The 19,655-nt window shown below is 49.7% G+C and carries 19 protein-coding genes; 18 read left to right on the top strand and 1 reads right to left on the bottom strand.

Features of this window, described 5'->3' with window-relative positions:
• Nucleotides 1-6: 6 nt before the first annotated feature.
• From BBD42_RS27105 to BBD42_RS27060, 10 genes are all read left to right on the top strand, one after another.
• Nucleotides 7-237, top strand: a complete 231-nt coding sequence (locus tag BBD42_RS27105) for a KH domain-containing protein (protein ID WP_056038316.1) — start codon at nucleotides 7-9, stop codon at nucleotides 235-237.
• Nucleotides 238-512: 275 nt separating this feature from the next.
• The gene (rimM, locus tag BBD42_RS27100) at nucleotides 513-1,037 is read left to right on the top strand and encodes a ribosome maturation factor RimM (RefSeq protein WP_099520694.1); all 525 of its coding nucleotides are present in this window, start codon (nucleotides 513-515) and stop codon (nucleotides 1,035-1,037) included.
• Between the two features lies 1 nt (nucleotide 1,038).
• On the top strand, nucleotides 1,039-1,782 hold the full coding sequence (gene trmD, locus BBD42_RS27095) for a tRNA (guanosine(37)-N1)-methyltransferase TrmD (RefSeq protein ID WP_099520693.1): 744 nt from the start codon (nucleotides 1,039-1,041) through the stop codon (nucleotides 1,780-1,782).
• A gap of 171 nt (nucleotides 1,783-1,953) precedes the next feature.
• Nucleotides 1,954-2,295, top strand: coding sequence for a 50S ribosomal protein L19 (rplS, locus tag BBD42_RS27090; protein ID WP_056039073.1), 342 nt, complete (start codon nucleotides 1,954-1,956; stop codon nucleotides 2,293-2,295).
• 100 nt (nucleotides 2,296-2,395) lie between these two features.
• Entirely contained in the window at nucleotides 2,396-3,067 is a 672-nt protein-coding gene (gene lepB, locus BBD42_RS27085; protein ID WP_099520692.1) for a signal peptidase I, read from the top strand.
• Between the two features lie 24 nt (nucleotides 3,068-3,091).
• Nucleotides 3,092-3,967, top strand: coding sequence for a ribosome biogenesis GTPase YlqF (gene ylqF / locus BBD42_RS27080; protein WP_099520691.1), 876 nt, complete (start codon nucleotides 3,092-3,094; stop codon nucleotides 3,965-3,967).
• A 60-nt stretch (nucleotides 3,968-4,027) separates the two neighbouring features.
• Nucleotides 4,028-4,639, top strand: coding sequence for a ribonuclease HII (locus tag BBD42_RS27075; protein ID WP_099520690.1), 612 nt, complete (start codon nucleotides 4,028-4,030; stop codon nucleotides 4,637-4,639).
• Between the two features lie 291 nt (nucleotides 4,640-4,930).
• A complete protein-coding gene (locus BBD42_RS27070; RefSeq protein WP_099520689.1) occupies nucleotides 4,931-6,790 on the top strand; it encodes a hypothetical protein in 1,860 nt (619 codons plus the stop codon).
• Nucleotides 6,787-7,092, top strand: coding sequence for an EscU/YscU/HrcU family type III secretion system export apparatus switch protein (locus BBD42_RS27065; RefSeq protein WP_099520688.1), 306 nt, complete (start codon nucleotides 6,787-6,789; stop codon nucleotides 7,090-7,092). Before BBD42_RS27070 ends, BBD42_RS27065 begins: the two co-directional genes overlap by 4 nt.
• The gene (locus tag BBD42_RS27060; RefSeq protein ID WP_099520687.1) at nucleotides 7,085-7,495 is read left to right on the top strand and encodes a YraN family protein; all 411 of its coding nucleotides are present in this window, start codon (nucleotides 7,085-7,087) and stop codon (nucleotides 7,493-7,495) included. Before BBD42_RS27065 ends, BBD42_RS27060 begins: the two co-directional genes overlap by 8 nt.
• Nucleotides 7,496-7,696: 201 nt before the next feature.
• Here the strand turns inward: BBD42_RS27060 and BBD42_RS27055 are convergent, their stop codons facing one another.
• Nucleotides 7,697-9,268: a YifB family Mg chelatase-like AAA ATPase gene (locus BBD42_RS27055; RefSeq protein ID WP_099520686.1), complete on the bottom strand. Its 1,572-nt coding sequence runs from the start codon at nucleotides 9,266-9,268 to the stop codon at nucleotides 7,697-7,699.
• A 368-nt stretch (nucleotides 9,269-9,636) separates the two neighbouring features.
• On the opposite strand from BBD42_RS27055, the gene sucC reads away from it, so the two are divergent.
• The 8 genes from sucC (at nucleotide 9,637) to codY (ending at nucleotide 19,529) form a co-directional block, all read left to right on the top strand.
• Nucleotides 9,637-10,797 (top strand): ADP-forming succinate--CoA ligase subunit beta, encoded by a 1,161-nt coding sequence (sucC, locus tag BBD42_RS27050; RefSeq protein ID WP_099520685.1) that lies wholly within the window; start codon nucleotides 9,637-9,639, stop codon nucleotides 10,795-10,797.
• 38 nt (nucleotides 10,798-10,835) lie between these two features.
• Entirely contained in the window at nucleotides 10,836-11,771 is a 936-nt protein-coding gene (sucD, locus tag BBD42_RS27045) for a succinate--CoA ligase subunit alpha (protein ID WP_056038283.1), read from the top strand.
• Between the two features lie 165 nt (nucleotides 11,772-11,936).
• Complete coding sequence (gene dprA / locus BBD42_RS27040) at nucleotides 11,937-13,058, top strand: DNA-processing protein DprA (protein ID WP_099520684.1); 1,122 nt, start codon at nucleotides 11,937-11,939, stop codon at nucleotides 13,056-13,058.
• A 27-nt stretch (nucleotides 13,059-13,085) separates the two neighbouring features.
• Nucleotides 13,086-15,185 (top strand): type I DNA topoisomerase, encoded by a 2,100-nt coding sequence (gene topA, locus BBD42_RS27035; RefSeq protein ID WP_056038277.1) that lies wholly within the window; start codon nucleotides 13,086-13,088, stop codon nucleotides 15,183-15,185.
• Between the two features lie 168 nt (nucleotides 15,186-15,353).
• On the top strand, nucleotides 15,354-16,694 hold the full coding sequence (gene trmFO, locus BBD42_RS27030; RefSeq protein WP_099520683.1) for an FADH(2)-oxidizing methylenetetrahydrofolate--tRNA-(uracil(54)-C(5))-methyltransferase TrmFO: 1,341 nt from the start codon (nucleotides 15,354-15,356) through the stop codon (nucleotides 16,692-16,694).
• A 69-nt stretch (nucleotides 16,695-16,763) separates the two neighbouring features.
• A complete protein-coding gene (hslV, locus tag BBD42_RS27025) occupies nucleotides 16,764-17,312 on the top strand; it encodes an ATP-dependent protease subunit HslV (protein WP_099520682.1) in 549 nt (182 codons plus the stop codon).
• A gap of 15 nt (nucleotides 17,313-17,327) precedes the next feature.
• Nucleotides 17,328-18,731 carry an ATP-dependent protease ATPase subunit HslU gene (gene hslU / locus BBD42_RS27020; protein WP_099520681.1) on the top strand — a complete coding sequence of 468 codons (1,404 nt, stop codon included), beginning with the start codon at nucleotides 17,328-17,330 and terminating at the stop codon, nucleotides 18,729-18,731.
• A gap of 27 nt (nucleotides 18,732-18,758) precedes the next feature.
• Complete coding sequence (gene codY / locus BBD42_RS27015) at nucleotides 18,759-19,529, top strand: GTP-sensing pleiotropic transcriptional regulator CodY (protein WP_056038264.1); 771 nt, start codon at nucleotides 18,759-18,761, stop codon at nucleotides 19,527-19,529.
• The last annotated feature ends 126 nt before the right edge of the window (nucleotides 19,530-19,655 follow it).

The raw sequence follows: 19,655 nt of genomic DNA, 5'->3' as shown, positions 1-19,655 counted from the left end.
TTTATAATGAAAGAATTGATTCTTGTCATAGCAAAGGCGTTAGTGGATCATCCGGAAGACGTAAACGTGAAGGAAAGAGACGATGACCGCGGCATCGTATATGAGCTGTCGGTTCATGCGGAGGATGTCGGTAAAATTATCGGCAAGCAAGGCCGCATCGCGAAAGCGATGCGTACGGTTGTAACCTCCGCGGCTGTCAAATCAGAGAAGCGGGTTATCGTGGACATCATATCGTAAAACGTATTCGGAGAGGGTTAGGGTAGTTTATCCTAACCCTTTTTCAAAATATAAAAACAGTCATATTCACAGCGGATATGTTCTGTTTTTACGCAAAACGGCTGCTGCCGCCTTTTTTCGGGCCGGCGTCAGCCGTTTATGCGTGTATCATGAGGATTTTGCATAAATGGCCTTGAATGGCGGAGCAACCGCTTATTGGCGTTCTGCGCTTCATTGATTTATGCAAAATCCTGATCATAATAAATAGAAAACACGAAAGAAAGGATACATGAATAATGAGCGGCAAATGGTTTACAGTTGGTAAAATCGTTAATACACATGGTTTGCGCGGCGAGTTGAAGGTGCTGTCCCAGACCGATTTTGGAGATCTGCGTTTTGCAGTAGGTAATAAGCTCGTTATGATTCATGAGGAGCATGGCACGAAGCAGGAAGTAGAGATTGCGGGCTCCCGTGAGCATAAGGGCAATTATATTATTAAGCTTAAGGGATATAATGATATTAATGAAGTGGAGAAGTACAAGGGCTGGCTGCTGAAGGTAGCAGAGGAGCAGCTTGGGAAGCTGGATGAAGGGGAATATTATTTCCATGAAATTATCGGCTGTCGCGTCGTAACAGACGAGGGCGAGGAACTGGGCACTATTTCTGAAATTTTGCGGCCAGGTGCTAATGATGTGTGGGTTGTGGACCGTCCTAAAGGAAAAGGAAGCCAAGTGCTTATTCCCGTTATCGATGAAGTACTGCTGAACGTAGACATTGCGACGAAGACGGTAACCGTTCATCTAATGGAAGGGTTGATTTAGCGTGAGAGTAGATGTGCTTACGCTCTTCCCTGAAATGTTTGATGGCGTGTTCGGGGCCAGTATTCTTGGCAAGGCACAGGAAAAAGGCATCGTAGCACTGAATGCCATTAATTTTCGCGCTTACTCCGGCAATAAGCATAATACGGTAGACGACTATCCGTATGGCGGAGGAGGAGGCATGGTGCTTAAAGCAGAGCCTGTATTTTCGGCTGTTGAGCACTTGATGGAGCAGGTCGGAACAGGGTCCCGTCCGCGTGTTATTTTAATGTGTCCACAAGGGGAAACCTTCACCCAGCAGAAGGCAGAGGAGCTGGCGAAGGAAGAGCATCTGATCATGATTTGCGGTCATTACGAGGGTTATGACGAGCGTATACGCGAGCATTTAGTAACGGATGAGCTTTCGATTGGGGACTATGTGCTGACAGGCGGGGAGCTTCCTGCGATGGTTGTTATCGACAGCGTAGCACGCCTGCTTCCTGGCGTCCTAGGCAATGAAACTTCGGCAGTAACCGATTCATACAGCACAGGCTTGCTGGAGCATCCGCACTATACAAGGCCCGCTGTATTTCGTGATATGGAGGTGCCGGAGGTGCTTATTTCCGGCCACCATAGCCGCATCGAGACATGGCGCCGCGAGCAATCGCTGCTTCGCACACGGAGCAGGCGCCCTGACCTGCTGGAGAAGGCTGAATTGACCGCCAAGGAGCGTAAATGGCTTGCTTCTTTGGACAAACAGCAGTCTTAAGCGATAATGTTGGCAAGCCCGGAAAAAGATGTTGAAATTTGGGTTTGAATATGGTATGATTTCAAATGTTGTTCGTATTAATCGGGCGGTCCGCTAATGGTAATGACCCAATTTCAAATGGGAAGTTGGAGAGCTATTAAGAACGTCTATGGTGGAAGGAGTGAATCCAAGATGAATCTCGTACAAGCGATTACGCAAGAGCAGCTTCGCAAAGACCTTCCTAACTTTCGTCCCGGTGACACGTTGAAAGTATACGTTAAAGTTATCGAGGGATCCCGCGAGCGGATCCAGCTATTTGAAGGCGTTGTAATCAAACGTCGTGGCGGCGGTATTAGCGAAACTTTTACAGTACGTAAAATTTCCTACGGTGTTGGCGTCGAAAGAACTTACCCGTTGAACTCGCCTAAAATCGATCGTATCGATGTGGCACGTCGTGGTAAAGTACGTCGCGCTAAACTGTACTACCTACGTAACCTTCGTGGTAAAGCAGCTAGAATTAAAGAAATTCGTTAAGTCGAATAGACAAGAGGGGGCTTGGTTAAACAAGCTCCCTTTCGTTATTCTTACAGCTTGTCAGAAAGTATGAATTCGAGGATGGAAAGAAGGCGTTTTTATGGACCAGCAATCACGTAATGATGAAAATGTAACTGAAATCACATCAGATAGCGCCGAAACGGCTACTCCATCTGCTGAGTCTGACAAAGCAGCGCCTAGCCAAAAAGCAAAAGCGATGAAAGAAACGGTAGAGTGGATCAAAGCGCTTGCTATAGCAGTCGTATTGGTCGTCATTATCCGCAGTTTTCTGTTTGCGCCGTTTATGGTTGAAGGTGAATCCATGCATCCAAACTTTGAAACAGGCGAGCGTCTCATTGTGAATAAAATTTTGTACAAATTCCGTGAGCCTGACAGAGGCGAGGTTGTCGTGTTCCATGTGCCGGAACAAGGCAGAGATTTTATTAAACGCGTCATTGGACTGCCAGGAGATACGATCAGGGTTCAAGGCGATGACGTCTTCATTAATGATGTGAAATTGGAAGAGCCATACATTGCGGATGCCATTAAACTGGCTCAGGCAAATGGTCAGCTTTATAATACAGAATCAGATTTTCCTAATGAGCGAATAACGGAAGCGACTGTGCCGGAGGATACGATTTTCGCAATGGGCGACAATCGCAGCAACAGCCAGGACAGCCGTGCCCTTGGTTATATTTCGGATAAAGAGCTTGTAGGACGGGCGGAAGTTATTTTCTGGCCGCTGAACAAGCTGAGCTTTATTAAGCATTAATTGGCATTTGAATGAGGTGAGAAATTGACGATTCAATGGTTCCCCGGTCATATGACGCGGGCGAAACGACAAATACAGGACAAGCTCAAGCTGATTGATGTAACGATCGAGCTGCTTGATGCGCGTATTCCAATGTCCAGCCGCAACCCGATTGTCGATGAAATTTTGGGCGGCAAGCCGCGGCTGATCGTGCTCAACAAGTCTGACCTAGCAGATGCTAAGGTGACGGAGCAATGGATTACTTATTTTAAAGGAGAAGGCCATGAATGTATTGCGGTCGATTCTTCTACAGGAACGCGGGTAAACGAGGTTCCGGTGAAAGCAAAAGAACTGCTGCAGGAAAAAATTGACCGTCAGATCGCAAAAGGGATTAATCCAAGAGCGGTGCGCGGTCTTATAGTCGGCATTCCGAATGTGGGGAAATCAACGCTAATCAACCGTCTGGCGGGTCGCAATATTGCGCTTACTGGCGATCGTCCAGGCGTAACAAAAGGCCAGCAGTGGATAAAAGCTGGCAAGGATATGGAGCTGCTTGATACGCCGGGCATTTTGTGGCCAAAGTTTGAGGATGAGCTTGTCGGCTATCGCCTTGCGATGACAGGTGCGATTCGCGAGCAGGTTTTGAACATTGAGGATATTGCGTTTTTTGCTTTGAAGGAATTGGTTGACCGTTACTGGGGCAGTGTGAAAGAGCGCTTCGAATTAACGATCGAGCAGCCGGATACGAATGAGTCTGATGAAATCGTCAAGGTGATGGAGGAAATCGGACGCAAGCGTGGTTGTTTGCAGAGCGGAGCGCGTGTTGACCTGGAGAAGGTTTCGGGCATTATTTTGCGGGAGCTGCGTGCGGGCAAGTTCGGCCATATTTCGCTTGAAGCACCGTGGAAGCAAAATAGCTAGATTTTTGATTGTATGAGTGTCCTCGTAGGCCTGAGGATTTGAAGCGGGGGATAGGCGGATATGCTGGAGTATGAACGTAAGCTGTGGAGTGAAGGCTGCCAGGCAATTGCTGGTGTGGATGAGGTTGGCCGGGGCTGCCTGTTCGGCGATGTCGTCGCTGCTGCTGTCATTTTGCCGCCTGATCTGGTCATTGAAGGGGTAAATGATTCCAAGAAGCTCTCGGAGAAAAAGCGGGATCAGCTTTATGATATCATTATCGAAAAGTGTATCGCGTGGTCGGTTACCCGTGTAGACGCTGCTGAAATTGACCGCATTAATATTAAGCAGGCTGCTAGGCTTGCGATGAAGCTTTCAATCGAATCATTGGCAATAGAGCCTGATTATTTGCTCATTGATGCGGAGAAAGTGGATGTGCCAAAGCCGCAGCTTGCGATCATCAAAGGGGATGCCAACAGCCAGACGATTGCTGCGGCATCGATTTTGGCCAAAGTAACGCGTGATCGTTTATGTGCGGATGAATGGGAGCAGCTGTACCCAGAATACGGCATAGCTGTACATAAGGGCTACCCGACGAAGCTGCATCGCGAGCGTTTGCTAGAGTATGGGGCGAGCCCGCTGCATCGCAAAACCTTTCTTGGGAAAATATTTGCAGAGCAGCAGCAATTATTTTAAACGAGCGGCGGGATTGTAGGTTTTTAAGCTTATTTTGATTATTGCATTGGGCGGTTTGGCTATCGCTAGATTTGCTTAAATAAAGAAAGACGGCGCGCTGTTGGTGCAGCGCGCCGTCTTTTTTTTGTATAATGGGGTTTAAATAGAGTTGATTGAGCCAGCGGCGAAAAAGCTGATTCATCATACGCAGGCGACTAGCCGATAAAGGTAATAAAGCATGTTTTGATAGCGAAGCAGGATGAAGCCTGACGGGCGTAAGCTGAATTTCATCGTAAAACGGGAGCGATGGCAATGAATATTGGACAAATGATGAGAAGCATGCTGGGCGAGGCGTCGGGAACGGATATACGTTCAGCTGAGCTGAAGCCGGGACAGACGGTACGCGCCCTGGTGCTGCAGGTATCGGACAACAATGAGGCAATTGTGCAAATCAACGGCGTGCAGGTAAGGGCGACGCTTGAGGTGCCGTTGGCCGCAGGCCAAGCAGCGATGCTTCAGGTTGGGGCGCAGGCGGAAGGCGGCCTTATTATGCTGAAGCAAATAGACGCTGCGCTCGCCGAGCTGCCGGAACAGTCAATAAAGGACCTGCTTAAGCAGTTCGCTTTGCCCGACCAGAAATGGGCGGCGCAAATCATAAAGAACTTAAATCAAGAAGGCATCCCGTTGAACAAGGATGCCGCGCAGGTGTTTCAGCAAGCGGCGGCAGCTATGCCGTCAGGCGCAAATACGGAGCAATGGATGCAGGCGGCAGCCTCGGCATTCAAGCGCGGTTTGCCTGTGACGGCAGCGACGATTAGTGCGCTGCAGCAGGTGATGTTTGGTCCAGCGGCGCATGAGCTGCTGGACCAGTTGAGCCAGCTGGCGTCGGCTGCAGCCGGCGGCAAGGAAGCCGCCAGCGGGCAGGCGCAGGCGGGCGGGAAGGAGGCCCAGCTGGCGCAGCAGCTGGGCAAGCTGCAAGCGCTGCTCGGCGAAGGCGCAGAGCTGCTTCGGGGGCTTGGCGGCGGCGAGAAGCCGGGAGCCGCCGCGGCGAGAGCGGCGGAGACGGCAGGCAGTGGACAGCCCGCAAAGACGAGCGGGGCTGAAGCGGCTGTGGCAGCGAGCAAAGGCGATGCAGCTGCAGGAACGGGAGCCGCCGCTGTGGCAGCAGGAGCGGCGGGCAAGGCGGAAGGCAGTCCGACCAACTGGCTCGGGCAGATGATGAAGTGGCTCGGTGTCGATCACGAGCAGCAGCTCGGCAAGCAGTTGCTTGGCATTCAGACACAGCCAGCGGCAGGGACGCCGGAGCAAGGAAAAGCAGAAGCAGAGCAGGGTACCGCCAATCAGGCGCGTAACGGCACAGAACAGGCGCTGCGCGGTGATCATGCTGCTGGGCAAAGAGCAAGCTCTGGGCAGCTGCAAGAGCGTTCTGGGGCGGCTGAGAGGCTTCAAACAGCTGCTTCATCGCAGCAGCAGGCAGCAGCGGCGAGCGACAAGCTGCCAGATGGAGGCAAGCTTAATGCTGATTTGCTGAAAGCCGATTCTGGAACGAATACGCTGCAAGGGCACAAAGCGGAGCCATTGCCTGCTCTTGCTCAAGATAATAAGCAGAATGTGCAGGAATCGCTGAAAAGCGTACTTCTCGCGCTGTCAACCTCCGATGACGCGCCCCCCGCACTCAAAGAGGCGGCACAGCAGCTAGTGCAGCATATAACAGGCCAGCAGCTGCTAATGTCGCCTGAGCGCAATGGCGCCCTTTTCAGCCATCTTACCGTGTTCGTTCCTTTTAAGAGTGATGACGGCAATCAGACGGCATCGGTCCATATTCAAACGCGGCGTGGCCGAAAGGGCGAGCTGGATGCGGATAATTGCCGGCTGCTCTTTGATTTATCGATGAAAACGCTAGGAGATACGGTAGTAGACGTCCATGTCGTGGACAAAATTGTAAGCTTGACACTGTGGAACAATCATCCGGCAATGGATGGTCTGGCGAAATCTTCCCGAGCGGAAGTTGCAGACAGCTTGAATCAGGCGGGCTACCAGCTGCTGTCGCTGCGAACCTCTCCGATCGCAGAAAATGAAGAGCATGCTGCTGATGGAGCTGCAGAAGGACATATTACTGCCCCAAGGACGTTTCTTTCCGGCCGTTATAAAGGGGTGGACCTGAAGGCATGAGCGCAGAAGAAAACAAGAACAACAAACCTGAACCGATACGGCGGGCAGTTGCGCTCAAATACGAGCCGGGCGTCGGAACGGCGCCTGTCGTCGTTGCGAAAGGCAAAGGTTATTTAGCGGAGCAGCTAATAGAAAAGGCGAAGGAAAACGGCATACCGATGCAGGAGGATGCTTCGCTTGTAGAAGTGCTGTCCAAGCTTGATATCGATCAGACGATTCCACCGGAGCTCTATACGCTGGTAGCAGAAATACTCAGCTTTGTATATCGCTCGGATCGTAAGGCGAGGGATTTGAATGAGTAATAGAAGTCCAGAGCAGCCTGATCTAACTAGCGGCAAACGTGCTGACAAGCGCAAATGGACTGGAAAGCTTGGGGAAGCTGCTGCAGAAGCCTACTTGCTGGAAGCCGGCTATACGATTGAGGAGCGCAACTGGCGCTGCCGATCGGGCGAGCTGGATCTCATTGTGTGCGGGGAAGACAAGCTCGTATTTGTCGAGGTGCGCACACGCCGGTCAGGCGGGCGTTTCGGCACAGCCGCGGAGTCGGTTGACTGGCGCAAGCAAAAACAAGTGACGGAAACAGCGCAAGTTTACTTGAAGCTGACTCGACAGCTGGAACGGAGCATACGCTTTGATGTCATTGCTATTACGCTGGAGCACGATGATGCAATAGGTGAGCTGAAGCATATCATAGCGGCATTTTAGCGGTAAATGGTTGATTTGCGAACATTTAAAGGGGCGTGAGAGTCCCGCAGATTAGAAGCCGAAAGCCATCCTGCTAAAAATGAAAGGAGCATCACTGCGCAATAGGCGGTGATGCTCCTTTTATCGTTTGACTGATTACTTGTTTAAAATTACTTATTTAAATCGGCTCTACCTTATATGCCTAACCCTATTTTGAATTGCTTAAAAGTTTAGCTTTCGATATTGGATAGCTTCTGCTACATGCTCGGCCTCGATATAGTGGCTGCCTTCAACATCAGCTACCGTTCGCGAAAGGCGCATAATGCGGTCATGGGCACGCATGCTGATAGGAAGCATCTGCAGCGCGTGACCGAGCAGCTCCGCAGCATCCTGGCGAATCAGCATCACCCGGTGCAGGGATGAGCCGGATAAGCTTGCATCGCCCTCGATTTTCAGCTTTGCAAAACGTGCTTTCTGCCGTTCCCGAGCTGCTTCGACCAGGCGGCGCATCGCTTCAGAGGACAGGCTGTTGCGGCTAATATCCGATATTGGGCTGCCGAGGTCAATGGGCTGCGGAACCTCAAGCTGGATGTCGATCCGATCGAGAAGCGGACCGGACAGCTTGGATTTATAGCGCGCGATTACAGCGTCTGTGCAGGTACAGCGCTTATCTAATGTCTCATGCCCCGAAAATCCGCACGGACAAGGATTAAATGACATAGCCAAAATCATTCGCGCGGGAAAATGAAAGACGGCGCTTGTGCGCGCAATCGTCACAATTCCATCTTCCAACGGCTGCCTCAGCACTTCAAGTGTTTGCCGCGAAAACTCAGGCAGCTCGTCCAAATACAGCACGCCATGGTGGGCGAGTGTCACTTCGCCAGGTTTTGGCACAGAGCCGCCACCTACGAGCCCGCCTGCAGAAATCGTATGATGAGGAGCGCGGAAAGGGGCAGCAGCAATCAGTCCTTGATTGCCAGTAGACAGCTTGCCGGCAGCGCTGTATATTTTGGTCACTTCAATCGCTTCCTGTTCGGTCAGAGGCGGGAGAATGGTTGGCAGCCTGCGAATCATCATCGTTTTTCCTGTGCCCGGCGGGCCTGAAAACAGCACATTATGCCGACCTGCCGCAGCAATAACGAGCGCACGCTTGGCCAACTGCTGACCGATAACATCGCTGTAGTCGCCGCAGTGGGGCGCAAGCATAGGTTTTTTTTCAGCCAATAGCCCAGAATAGCTCTTGTCGCCATTCTGTTGGGACGGAGTGTAGCGAATCGCCTCTAACCCCTCGCGATCCTGTGGACGCAAATCCATTAAATGCTTGATCGCAAAAAGCTCCATACCGGCTATCCAGGCAGCCTCTGGAGCATTGGCGAGCGGCAGCAGCACGCGGCGGATGCCTGATTTTTTGGCCTGTTCGATCATCGCAAGCACGCCAGTAACCGGCCTAATAGATCCGTTAAGCGAAAGCTCGCCCAGCATCATCGTGTTATGAAAGAGGGCCGCATTTAATTGTCCGCTAGCCGCCAAAATGCCAGCAGCTATGGCAAGGTCAAACGCCGTGCCTTCCTTGCGCAAATCGGCAGGGGCAAGGTTGACGGTAATACGCTCCATCGGAAAGGCGAAGCCGCTATTTTTAATCGCAGCCCGTACTCGTTCGACGGATTCCCGTACAGCGGGGTCTGGCAGCCCGACTACCGCAATTTGCGGCAGGCCGCTTGCAATATCGACCTCCACAGCAATTTCTTTGCCTTCGACGCCATAAACGGTCGCGCTCTGCATTAAGCTGAACATAACAAAAAGCACCTCCAATTAGTGGGATGAAGGTGCTTCCTTACGTCCTGTATATCGCGGTTATGATTTTAAGTGAATTGCCATAATGGATTGCTCTTATGGAGTAGCAAACGAATGTTTGGTACAAACTAATCATAATGGGCGCTGTCCATTTTTGTCAAATATTGAACGAAAGGGTGGTGGATGCGAGTAAAAGGCAGTAAATTAGCGGATTATGGCGTTTAATCTCAAATTGAGATTGAATCCATATCAAAAAAGCCGAAGTCTTCTTGCACGAATATAAGGTAACACCAGAGGAAAAATGCTATGATAATAGATGTTTGTGTACATACGACTGATTTCGGTCTATGAAATGGAGGATTTCAACAATGAATATCCATGAGTATCAAGGCAAAGCGTTATTGAAACAGTATGGTGTAGTTGTGCCTGAGGGCAAAGTTGCGTTCACCGTTGATGAAGCGGTTGCAGCAGCAGAAGAGCTTGGTACGAAAGTTGTTGTTGTAAAAGCACAAATCCATGCGGGCGGCCGTGGTAAAGCTGGCGGTGTTAAAGTCGCAAAAAGCTTGGATGAAGTTCGCGCATATGCAGGAGAAATCCTTGGAAAAGTGCTCGTTACGCATCAAACTGGCCCAGAAGGCAAAGAAGTTAAGCGCCTTCTTATTGAGCAGGGCTGCGACATCAAGAAAGAATATTATATCGGTGCTGTTCTGGACCGTGGCACAGGCCGCGTCGTCATTATGGCTTCAGAGGAAGGCGGCACGGAAATTGAAGAAGTGGCCGAGCATTCCCCTGAGAAAATTTTCAAGGAAATCGTTGATCCAGCTGTAGGCTTGCAAGTTTTCCAAGCGCGTAAGCTTGCTTATGCTATCAACATTCCAACTCCGCTCGTTAACAAAGCTGTTAAATTCATGATTTCGTTGTACAACGCTTTCGTTGAGAAGGATTGTTCTATTGCCGAGATCAATCCGCTTGTCGTAACTGGCGATGGCGAAGTGATGGCACTGGATGCGAAGCTGAATTTTGACTCCAATGCACTATACCGTCATAAGGATATTGTCGCATTGCGCGATTTGGAAGAGGAAGATGCGAAAGAAATCGAAGCTTCCAAATACGATCTCAGCTACATTGCCCTTGATGGCAACATCGGCTGCATGGTTAATGGCGCAGGCCTTGCTATGGCGACAATGGACATTATCAAATATTATGGCGGCGACCCTGCGAACTTCCTGGACGTAGGCGGCGGTGCAACGAAAGAGAAAGTAACAGAAGCGTTCAAAATCATTTTGTCCGATGAAAATGTTAAAGGGATTTTCGTTAATATTTTTGGCGGCATTATGCGTTGTGACGTTATTGCGGATGGCGTTATTGCGGCCGCGAAGGAAATTGGCCTCGATCGTCCGCTTGTCGTAAGACTGGAAGGCACAAACGTTGAATTGGGTAAAAAAATGCTGAACGAGTCGGGACTGAACATCGTAGCAGCGGACTCTATGTCAGACGGCGCACAAAAAATTGTCGCTCTCGTGAAATAAATACGCGTATGAATTCATGGACGGGGATGTGAGATTCGATGAGCATTTTGGTAAACAAAGATACAAAAGTGATTACGCAAGGGATTACGGGCGCAACTGGCTTGTTTCACGCGAAAGGCGCACTCGATTACGGTACGCAAATGGTAGGCGGAGTAACGCCGGGTAAAGGCGGAACTAACGTCGATATCACTCTTGAAAACGGTTCAACGGTATCGCTTCCAGTGTTTAACACTGTTGAGCAGGCAGTAAAAGCGACTGGCGCTACAGCTTCGGTTATTTATGTGCCGCCAGCATTTGCAGCTGATTCTATTCTAGAAGCCGTTGACGCTGGACTTGAACTTGTTATCTGTATTACGGAAGGTATTCCGGTACTGGACATGGTCAAAGTTAAGCGTTATATGGAAGGCAGCAAATCGATTTTGATCGGGCCTAACTGCCCAGGTGTTATTACACCAGACGAATGTAAAATCGGCATTATGCCAGGCTACATTCACACGAAAGGCCATGTAGGCGTTGTGTCCCGCTCGGGAACATTGACTTACGAGGCGGTTCACCAGCTGACGACTCGCGGCATTGGGCAATCCTCTGCAGTCGGTATTGGCGGCGATCCAGTGAAAGGCTCCGAGTTTATCGACATTTTGAGCCGTTTCAATGATGACCCTGATACTTACGCGGTTATTATGATCGGTGAAATTGGCGGTACAGCAGAAGAAGAAGCGGCAGAATGGGTTAAAGCCAATATGAAAAAGCCGGTTGTAGGCTTTATCGGCGGCGCAACAGCGCCTCCAGGCAAACGTATGGGCCATGCTGGCGCGATCATTTCCGGAGGCAAAGGAACAGCAGCTGAAAAAATCGCTACGCTTGAAGCATGCGGAATTAAAGTAGCGCCTACTCCTTCGGATATGGGCTCCACGCTCGTATCGGTGCTTGAAGAGCAAGGCCTGTTGGAAAAATGCACAACTGTTGCAAAATAATAAAGCTTTGAAAAAGGTAAGCAACCTTTCGATTCCCGTTAGCGGGAGCTGAAAGGTTGCTTTTTTTTGTATGAAGATGAGAGGGCGACTTGCATTCTTCAGCCATGTAACGCACAATAGGAAAGAATGTAAGGGTGTGCCTCATTATAATGGAGGCCGAACGATATGGAACGTGATCATGATGAATGCAGACAAATCATAATGATGCTTAGCGAAGTGCCTGGCATTGGCTGGCGCACGATTCAGAAGGCAGTAGCGAGCGGCGCGTGGCGAGAGGGCAGCGGTCAGGATGAAGCAGCCTATATTAAGGCCGGTTTTAGCACCCAGCAGGCACGGTCGGCTGTTAAGCGAATAGGGCAAGGACTCATTGCTTCAGGCTCTTCCTATGAAAAGGCAGTTCAGCTTGGAGCTAGTGTCATTACACCGTTTGATGAAGCCTATCCAAACTATTTGCTGCAAATTCCGCAGCCGCCTTGGGTGTTGTATGCGATTGGCCGTCTGGAGTTGTTGAAGCGTCCAATTATAGCAATCGTCGGAACGCGCAATCCTACCGCATATGGCCGTCATACTGCTTCTATGCTCTCTGAGCAGCTTTCGGCAGGCAGGATGACTATTGCGAGCGGTTTAGCCCGTGGAATCGATAGCAAGGCGCATGAGGCCGCTCTGCGAGGAGTTGGTAGCACGATAGCCGTGCTTGCATGCGCCGTAGATTGTTGTTATCCTTCAGAGAATAGAACTTTGTACCGCCAGATAGCGGAAGAAGGGCTATTGCTCTCGGAAACGCCAATCGGCACGCCGCTGCATCCCGGCATGTTTCCGCTGCGCAACCGAATTATTGCAGGGCTTTCCCTTGGGACACTCGTCATAGAGGGAGCCATTGGCAGCGGTTCTTTAATTACAGCAGCGCAAGCGCTGGATATGAACCGTGATTTATTCGCTGTGCCGGGCCCGATTTCTTCTCCTAAAAGCGAAGGGCCTAATTCGCTTATTCGCCAAGGAGCAAAGCTGGTTAGCGCGGCCGAGCATATTTTTGAAGAATACACATGGCTTGGCGATGAAAGGCTGAAACAGTCGAATTCTTCTGCCTTTTCACAGCTCCAATCGGACAAGGAATTGTCCGCTGATGAACGGAAAATTATCGCACTGCTGCGAGAGCGTCCATTATCCATTAATGAATTACACCAGCTGATAGCTGTTCCTTTTGGACATTTAAGCGCTCTTCTGATAAATTTATGTATAAAACGTAGGATCGAGCAGCAGTCTGGATCGCTATATATAGCATTGTAGTAAGCAGTAGAGAGGGGGGCGCCTAACGTGGCAGACTCATTAGTTATCGTCGAATCACCAGCCAAAGCGAAAACAATAGGGAAGTATTTAGGCAGCAAATATATTGTTAAGGCTTCCATGGGCCATATTCGCGATTTGCCGAAAAGTCAGATTGGCGTCGAAGTTGAAAATGATTTCAATCCAAAATATATTACGATTCGCGGCAAAGGCAGCGTACTGAAAGAACTCAAAAGCGCCAGCAAAAAAGTGAAGCATGTTTATCTGGCGGCTGACCCGGATCGCGAAGGGGAAGCTATTGCATGGCATTTGGCTCATTATTTGGAGCTGGATGCCTCGGATACTTGCCGCGTTGTATTTAATGAAATAACGAAGCAAGCGGTTAAGGATGCTTTTAAGACGCCGCGCAAAATCAATATGGATTTGGTTAATGCGCAGCAGGCGAGACGTATTCTAGATCGTCTTGTCGGCTACAAGATCAGTCCGCTTCTGTGGAAAAAGGTTAAGAAGGGCCTTTCTGCTGGCCGCGTTCAATCGGTATGCGTCAAGCTGATTATTGACCGCGAAAATGAGATCGATGAATTTGTGCCGGAAGAATATTGGTCGATTACGGCAAAGGTATCGCAAAACGGCGTACCATTTGAGGCGAAATACCACTCCATTGGCGGCGAGAAGCGCGAGCTCGGCAACGAGCAGGAAATGCAAGCCGTGCTGGATGCGATGGAAAGCGGCTCTGATTTTAAAGTGGCGGAAGTGAAGGAGAAGGAGCGCTTGCGCAATCCTGCACCTCCATTCATTACGAGCTCCCTGCAGCAGGAAGCCGCCCGTAAGCTTGGTTTCAGGGCGTCTAAGACGATGTCCGTTGCCCAGCAGCTTTATGAAGGTGTAGAGCTAGGCAAGGAAGGCACGGTCGGTCTAATTACATATATGAGAACGGACTCCACTCGTATATCCCCGATTGCGCAGGAAGAAGCAAAGGAATACATTACGGAACGCTACGGCGCTCCTTATATGCCAGAGCAGCTTCGCATTTATGCGAAAAAGAACAGCAATGCCCAGGATGCGCATGAGGCGATCAGGCCAACGGCTATTATGCGTGATCCGGATACGATGAAGCCGTTCCTAAGCCGTGATCAATTCCGGTTGTACAAACTGGTATGGGAACGTTTCGTATCCAGCCAAATGTCTTCAGCCGTTCTCGATACGATGACCGTCGATATGATATCTGGCGATGTCAAGTTCCGTGCGAATGGATCGAAGGTCAAGTTTGCCGGATTTATGAAAGTATATGTGGAAGGCAATGATGATGGGGCAGAAGAGGAGCATAAGTTCCTGCCGCCAATTGAAGTAGGGGATATGATTCCTGCAGAAGCCATTGAGCCTAAACAGCATTTCACACAGCCGCCGCCGCGTTTTACGGAGGCCAGACTCGTGAAAACGCTTGAGGAGCTCGGCATAGGACGTCCAAGTACGTATGCGCCTACGCTGGAAACGATTCAGAAGCGCGGATACGTAGCGATAGAAGAGAAGAAATTTATGCCGACTGAGCTTGGCGACCTTGTTATCCAGCTAATGGAAGAGTTTTTCCCGGAAATTCTGAATGCTGAATTTACAGCCAACATGGAAGGGGATCTCGACCATGTGGAGGAAGGCTCGCAGGACTGGGTCAAAGTGCTCGCGACCTTCTATGACTCGTTCGAGAAGCGTCTGGAAGTAGCGGAAGAGGAAATGAAGGAAATCGAAATTCAAGATGAGGTTTCCGATGAAATTTGCGAAAAATGCGGCCGTCATTTGGTTTATAAAATGGGACGCTTCGGCAAATTCCTCGCTTGCTCCGGCTTTCCGGATTGCCGCAATACGAAGCCGATCGTTAAGGATATCGGCGTGCCTTGTCCGAAATGTGAGGAAGGCAAAATTATTGAACGGAGAAGTAAAAAAGGCCGGATTTTCTACGGCTGTGATACGTATCCGGCTTGCGATTATGTTTCATGGGATAAGCCTTCAGGCAAGCCGTGTCCGAAATGCGAAAGCATGCTCGTAGAAAAACGCAATCGCAGCGGAGCAAAGCTGCAATGTCCTACATGCGATTATTCCGAAGAGCTGCAGGATGAAGAACAAGAAGAAGCATAAAGCGGCATCTACGATGCTGTGCACAGCTCCACATGTGAGTGGACCCAGTCCTCCCTGAATAGGGAGGACAGCTGTGTTTTATCCGTCCTGTTGGTTTACTTCGCAATTCCATTAAAAAAATGATATTTATTTGCGCGAAGCGCGTATTATGATTTGGAGGTAAGTTCATTGTCATCATCATCCTATCCAAAAGTAACCGTTATCGGAGCTGGCCTGGCCGGCAGCGAAGCCGCTTGGCAAATCGCATCCCAAGGCGTACCCGTCGTACTCTATGAAATGCGGCCCGAGACGAAAACGCCAGCCCACCACACGAACCAGTTTGCCGAGCTCGTATGCAGCAACAGCTTGCGTGCAAATGGACTGGCAAATGCCGTAGGCGTGCTTAAAGAGGAAATGCGCCAGCTGGATTCGCTCATTCTTGGCTGCGCGGATCGTCATGCAGTTCCAGCGGGCGGTGCGCTTGCTGTTGACCGGGACGGGTTTTCCGGCGAAGTAACGCGCCTTCTGCACGAGCATCCGCTCGTTGAAGTCCGCAATGAGGAAGTAACGGAAATTCCAACAGACGGAATCGTCATTATTGCGACAGGCCCACTCACAGCTCCGGCCTTGTCCGCGCAAGTACGCGAGCTGCTGGGCGAGGAATATTTCTACTTTTACGATGCTGCTGCACCGATTGTGGAGAAAGATTCTATCGATATGAGCAAAGTTTATCTCGCTTCCCGCTACGATAAAGGCGAAGCCGCTTATTTGAACTGCCCGATGACGGAAGAGGAATTCGAAATTTTCCATGATGCGCTCGTTAATGCCGAGAAAGCGGAAATAAAAGATTTTGAAAAGGAAGTATATTTTGAGGGCTGTATGCCAATTGAAGTTATTGCAAGCCGCGGCAAGCAAACGGTGCTTTTTGGACCGATGAAGCCAGTTGGACTTGTGAACCCGCATACAGGCAAGCTGCCTCATGCTGTTATCCAATTGCGCCAGGACAATGCGGCTGGCACGCTGTATAACTTGGTTGGGTTTCAAACGCATTTGAAATGGGGCGAGCAGAAGCGGGTATTCTCGCTTATTCCAGGACTTGAAAATGCCGAGTTTGTGCGTTTCGGTGTTATGCACCGCAATACGTTCATCAATTCGCCGCGCTTGCTTGAGCCGACCTATCAGCTTAAAAATCGCCCTACCTTATTTTTTGCCGGCCAGATGACGGGTGTTGAAGGTTATGTGGAATCAGCGGCTTCCGGGTTAATCGCCGGTTTCAACGCCGCTCGTCTCGCACGCAATCTTGAGCCGCTTGTGCTTCCTGGAGACACGACGCTGGGCAGCATGGCGCAATATATTACGACGGCGGATTTCAAGCATTTTCAGCCTATGAATGCGAATTTCGGGTTATTCCCGCCGCTTGAGAAACGATTGAAGAGCAAGAAGGAAAAGAATGAAGCGATTGCGAACCGTGCGCTTGCCGGCATTGAGCAATTTAAACAAGAGCATTTCACGCATTTGATAAACAACTAATTACGGTCATGCAATTATTTTTGAAGGTTTGGATTAGTACAGGCGCATTTGCATAGAGGAGGCGAAGAGATGGAAATGGAATTTCATGCAACGACGATTTGTGCAGTCCGTCACGAGGGAAAAGGCGCGATTGCAGGGGATGGTCAAGTAACGTTCGGCAACAGCATGGTGATGAAAAATAAAGCGAAAAAGGTACGCCGCTTATATCGCGGGCAAGTCGTTGCTGGTTTTGCTGGCTCGGTTGCTGATGCGATTACGCTTTTTGAGAAGTTCGAGGCAAAGCTTGAGGAGCATCATGGCAATTTGCAGCGCTCGGCTGTAGAGCTGGCGAAGGAATGGCGCTCGGATCGTGTGCTGCGCAAATTGGAAGCGATGATGCTGGTTATGGATGAGACGGGACTTTTATTGATTTCAGGAAATGGCGAAATTATTGAGCCGGATGATGGTCTTTTGGCCATTGGCTCGGGCGGCAGCTTTGCTTTGTCCGCAGCTAGAGCACTCAAGCGCCATGCCACTCATCTGGATGCGAAGGAAATGGCCCGTTCGGCGCTAGAAATTGCAGCAGATATTTGCGTCTACACGAATCACAATATTATTGTGGAAGAAATCGGCTCTTAAACGGAGGAGATTAATATGGCAAATGCAGCGTTAACACCAAGAGAGATCGTAGCGGAGCTGGATAAGTATATTGTCGGACAAAAGCCTGCAAAACGTTCGGTCGCAATCGCCTTGCGCAATCGTTATCGCAGAAGTCAGCTTGATGAATCGTTGCGTGATGAGGTCGTGCCGAAAAATATTTTAATGATCGGTCCTACAGGCGTTGGTAAAACAGAAATTGCCCGCAGATTGGCGAAGCTGGTAAAAGCGCCTTTCGTAAAGCTTGAAGCAACGAAATTCACCGAGGTAGGCTACGTAGGCCGCGACGTTGAATCCATGGTTCGCGATTTGGTTGAAACAGCGATCCGCATGGTGAAAACGGAAAAAACCGAGCAGGTTAAAGATAAAGCGGAGAAGCTGGCAAACGAATTGCTGGTGACGCTGCTTGTCCCTTCGAAAATAAAGGAAAAGACGCAAAAAAATCCGTTTGAGATGCTTTTTGGCAACCAGCAAAATGACAATCTGCAAGCTGAAGAACCGGAGCAGGATCAGACGATTATGCAAAAACGGGCTCAGGTGCAGGCAGATCTTGCTGCTGGCAAGCTGGAAAATGAAATGGTAGAGGTAGAAGTTGAAGATGCTGCTCCGAATATGCTGGACATGCTCGCAGGCGGCCAAGGACCCGAAGGCATGGGCATGAATATGCAGGAGCTGTTCGGACAGCTGATGCCGAAAAAAACGAAGCGCCGCAAGCTGCCGGTTAAGGAAGCGCGTAAAGTGCTTATTCAGGAAGAAGCAAACAAGCTGATCAATATGGATGATGTCATTTCGGAATCGGTTACACGTGCGGAACAGTCAGGCATTATTTTTATCGATGAAATTGACAAAATTGCGAGCTCCTCGCGTGGAAATGTCCCAGACGTTTCGCGTGAAGGCGTGCAGCGTGATATTTTGCCAATCGTTGAAGGCTCGACGGTTATGACCAAATATGGTCCAGTAAAAACGGATTATGTGCTCTTTATTGCCGCAGGTGCCTTCCATATCGCGAAACCGTCCGATTTAATTCCCGAGCTGCAAGGCCGTTTTCCGATTCGGGTGGAGCTTACTTCGCTTACGCTTGATGATTTTGTGAGCATTTTGAAGGAGCCGAAAAACGCGCTGACTAAGCAATACACAGCACTGCTCCAAACCGAAGGCATTGAAATCGAATTTTCAGATGAGGCCATTCATGAGCTGGCATCCATTGCCGCGGAAGTGAATCGGAATACTGAAAATATCGGAGCGAGAAGGCTGCACACGATTTTGGAAAAGCTGCTTGAGGATCTTTCCTTCGAAGCGCCTGATATTACGCTGGACCATATGCTGATCACGCCGGAATATGTTCGTGAAAAGCTGGGAAGCATTGCGCAAAATAAAGATTTGAGTCAATATATATTGTAGTTGGTATGAGTTTTAGGAGGCAATGGCATGACGTTATTAACAAAAACAAGGACGCTAAATCGCCTGCTGCAGCGGGCGGCTGGCAAGCCGCTAATTTTCAGAGAAATGGCGGAGGTGCTGACCAGCACCATTCAAACGAGTGTATTTGTCGTAAGCCGCAGGGGAAAGGTGCTCGGTTGTGCAGCTGTGAATCCGCATGATCATGACTCGCTGCGTTCCATGTCGGCAGAAGAGCTGCGTTTCCCGCAGGAAAGCAACGAGCAATTTCTTGAAATGACGGAATCGGTCACGAATGTGGCGCCGTATGCTGGTGTTTATGAGACTTTCCCGTCGCTAGGCCAGCAGGAAATTATGACGGTTGTCCCGATAACAGGTGGCGGAGATCGCTTAGGCACGCTAATTTTGACAAGGCACCAAGGCGCTTTTGACGACGATGATTTAGTGCTTGCAGAATATGGGTCTACGATTGTCGGCATGGAAATTTTACGCGAGCGTTCGGTAGAAATTGAGCATGAGGCACGCAGTCGCGCTGTCGTATCGGTTGCTATCGGTTCGTTATCGTTCAGCGAGCTTGAGGCAGTCGAGCATATTTTTGAGCAATTGGAAGGAAAAGAGGGGCTGCTTGTAGCCTCAAAAATTGCTGACAGGGTCGGTATTACTAGGTCTGTAATCGTAAATGCCCTAAGAAAATTAGAAAGTGCGGGGGTCATTGAGACTAGATCCCTCGGAATGAAGGGAACTTACATTAAGATATTAAATCACCAGCTTCTTCAAGAGCTGGAAAAAATTAAATCATAAAATATGAGTCTAAACGACTAAAAAAGTCCTATCTTATTTTAAAGATAGGGCTTTTTTCTTATTGTAATAATTTGGAGAATTGTTGAATATAAACATGTCGGCAAATATCGACAGCATGATCTCATT

It is taken from the genome of Paenibacillus sp. BIHB 4019 (genome assembly GCF_002741035.1).
In the GTDB taxonomy this organism is placed as follows: domain Bacteria; phylum Bacillota; class Bacilli; order Paenibacillales; family Paenibacillaceae; genus Pristimantibacillus.
This window is presented reverse-complemented; position numbering and strand designations above follow the sequence as displayed.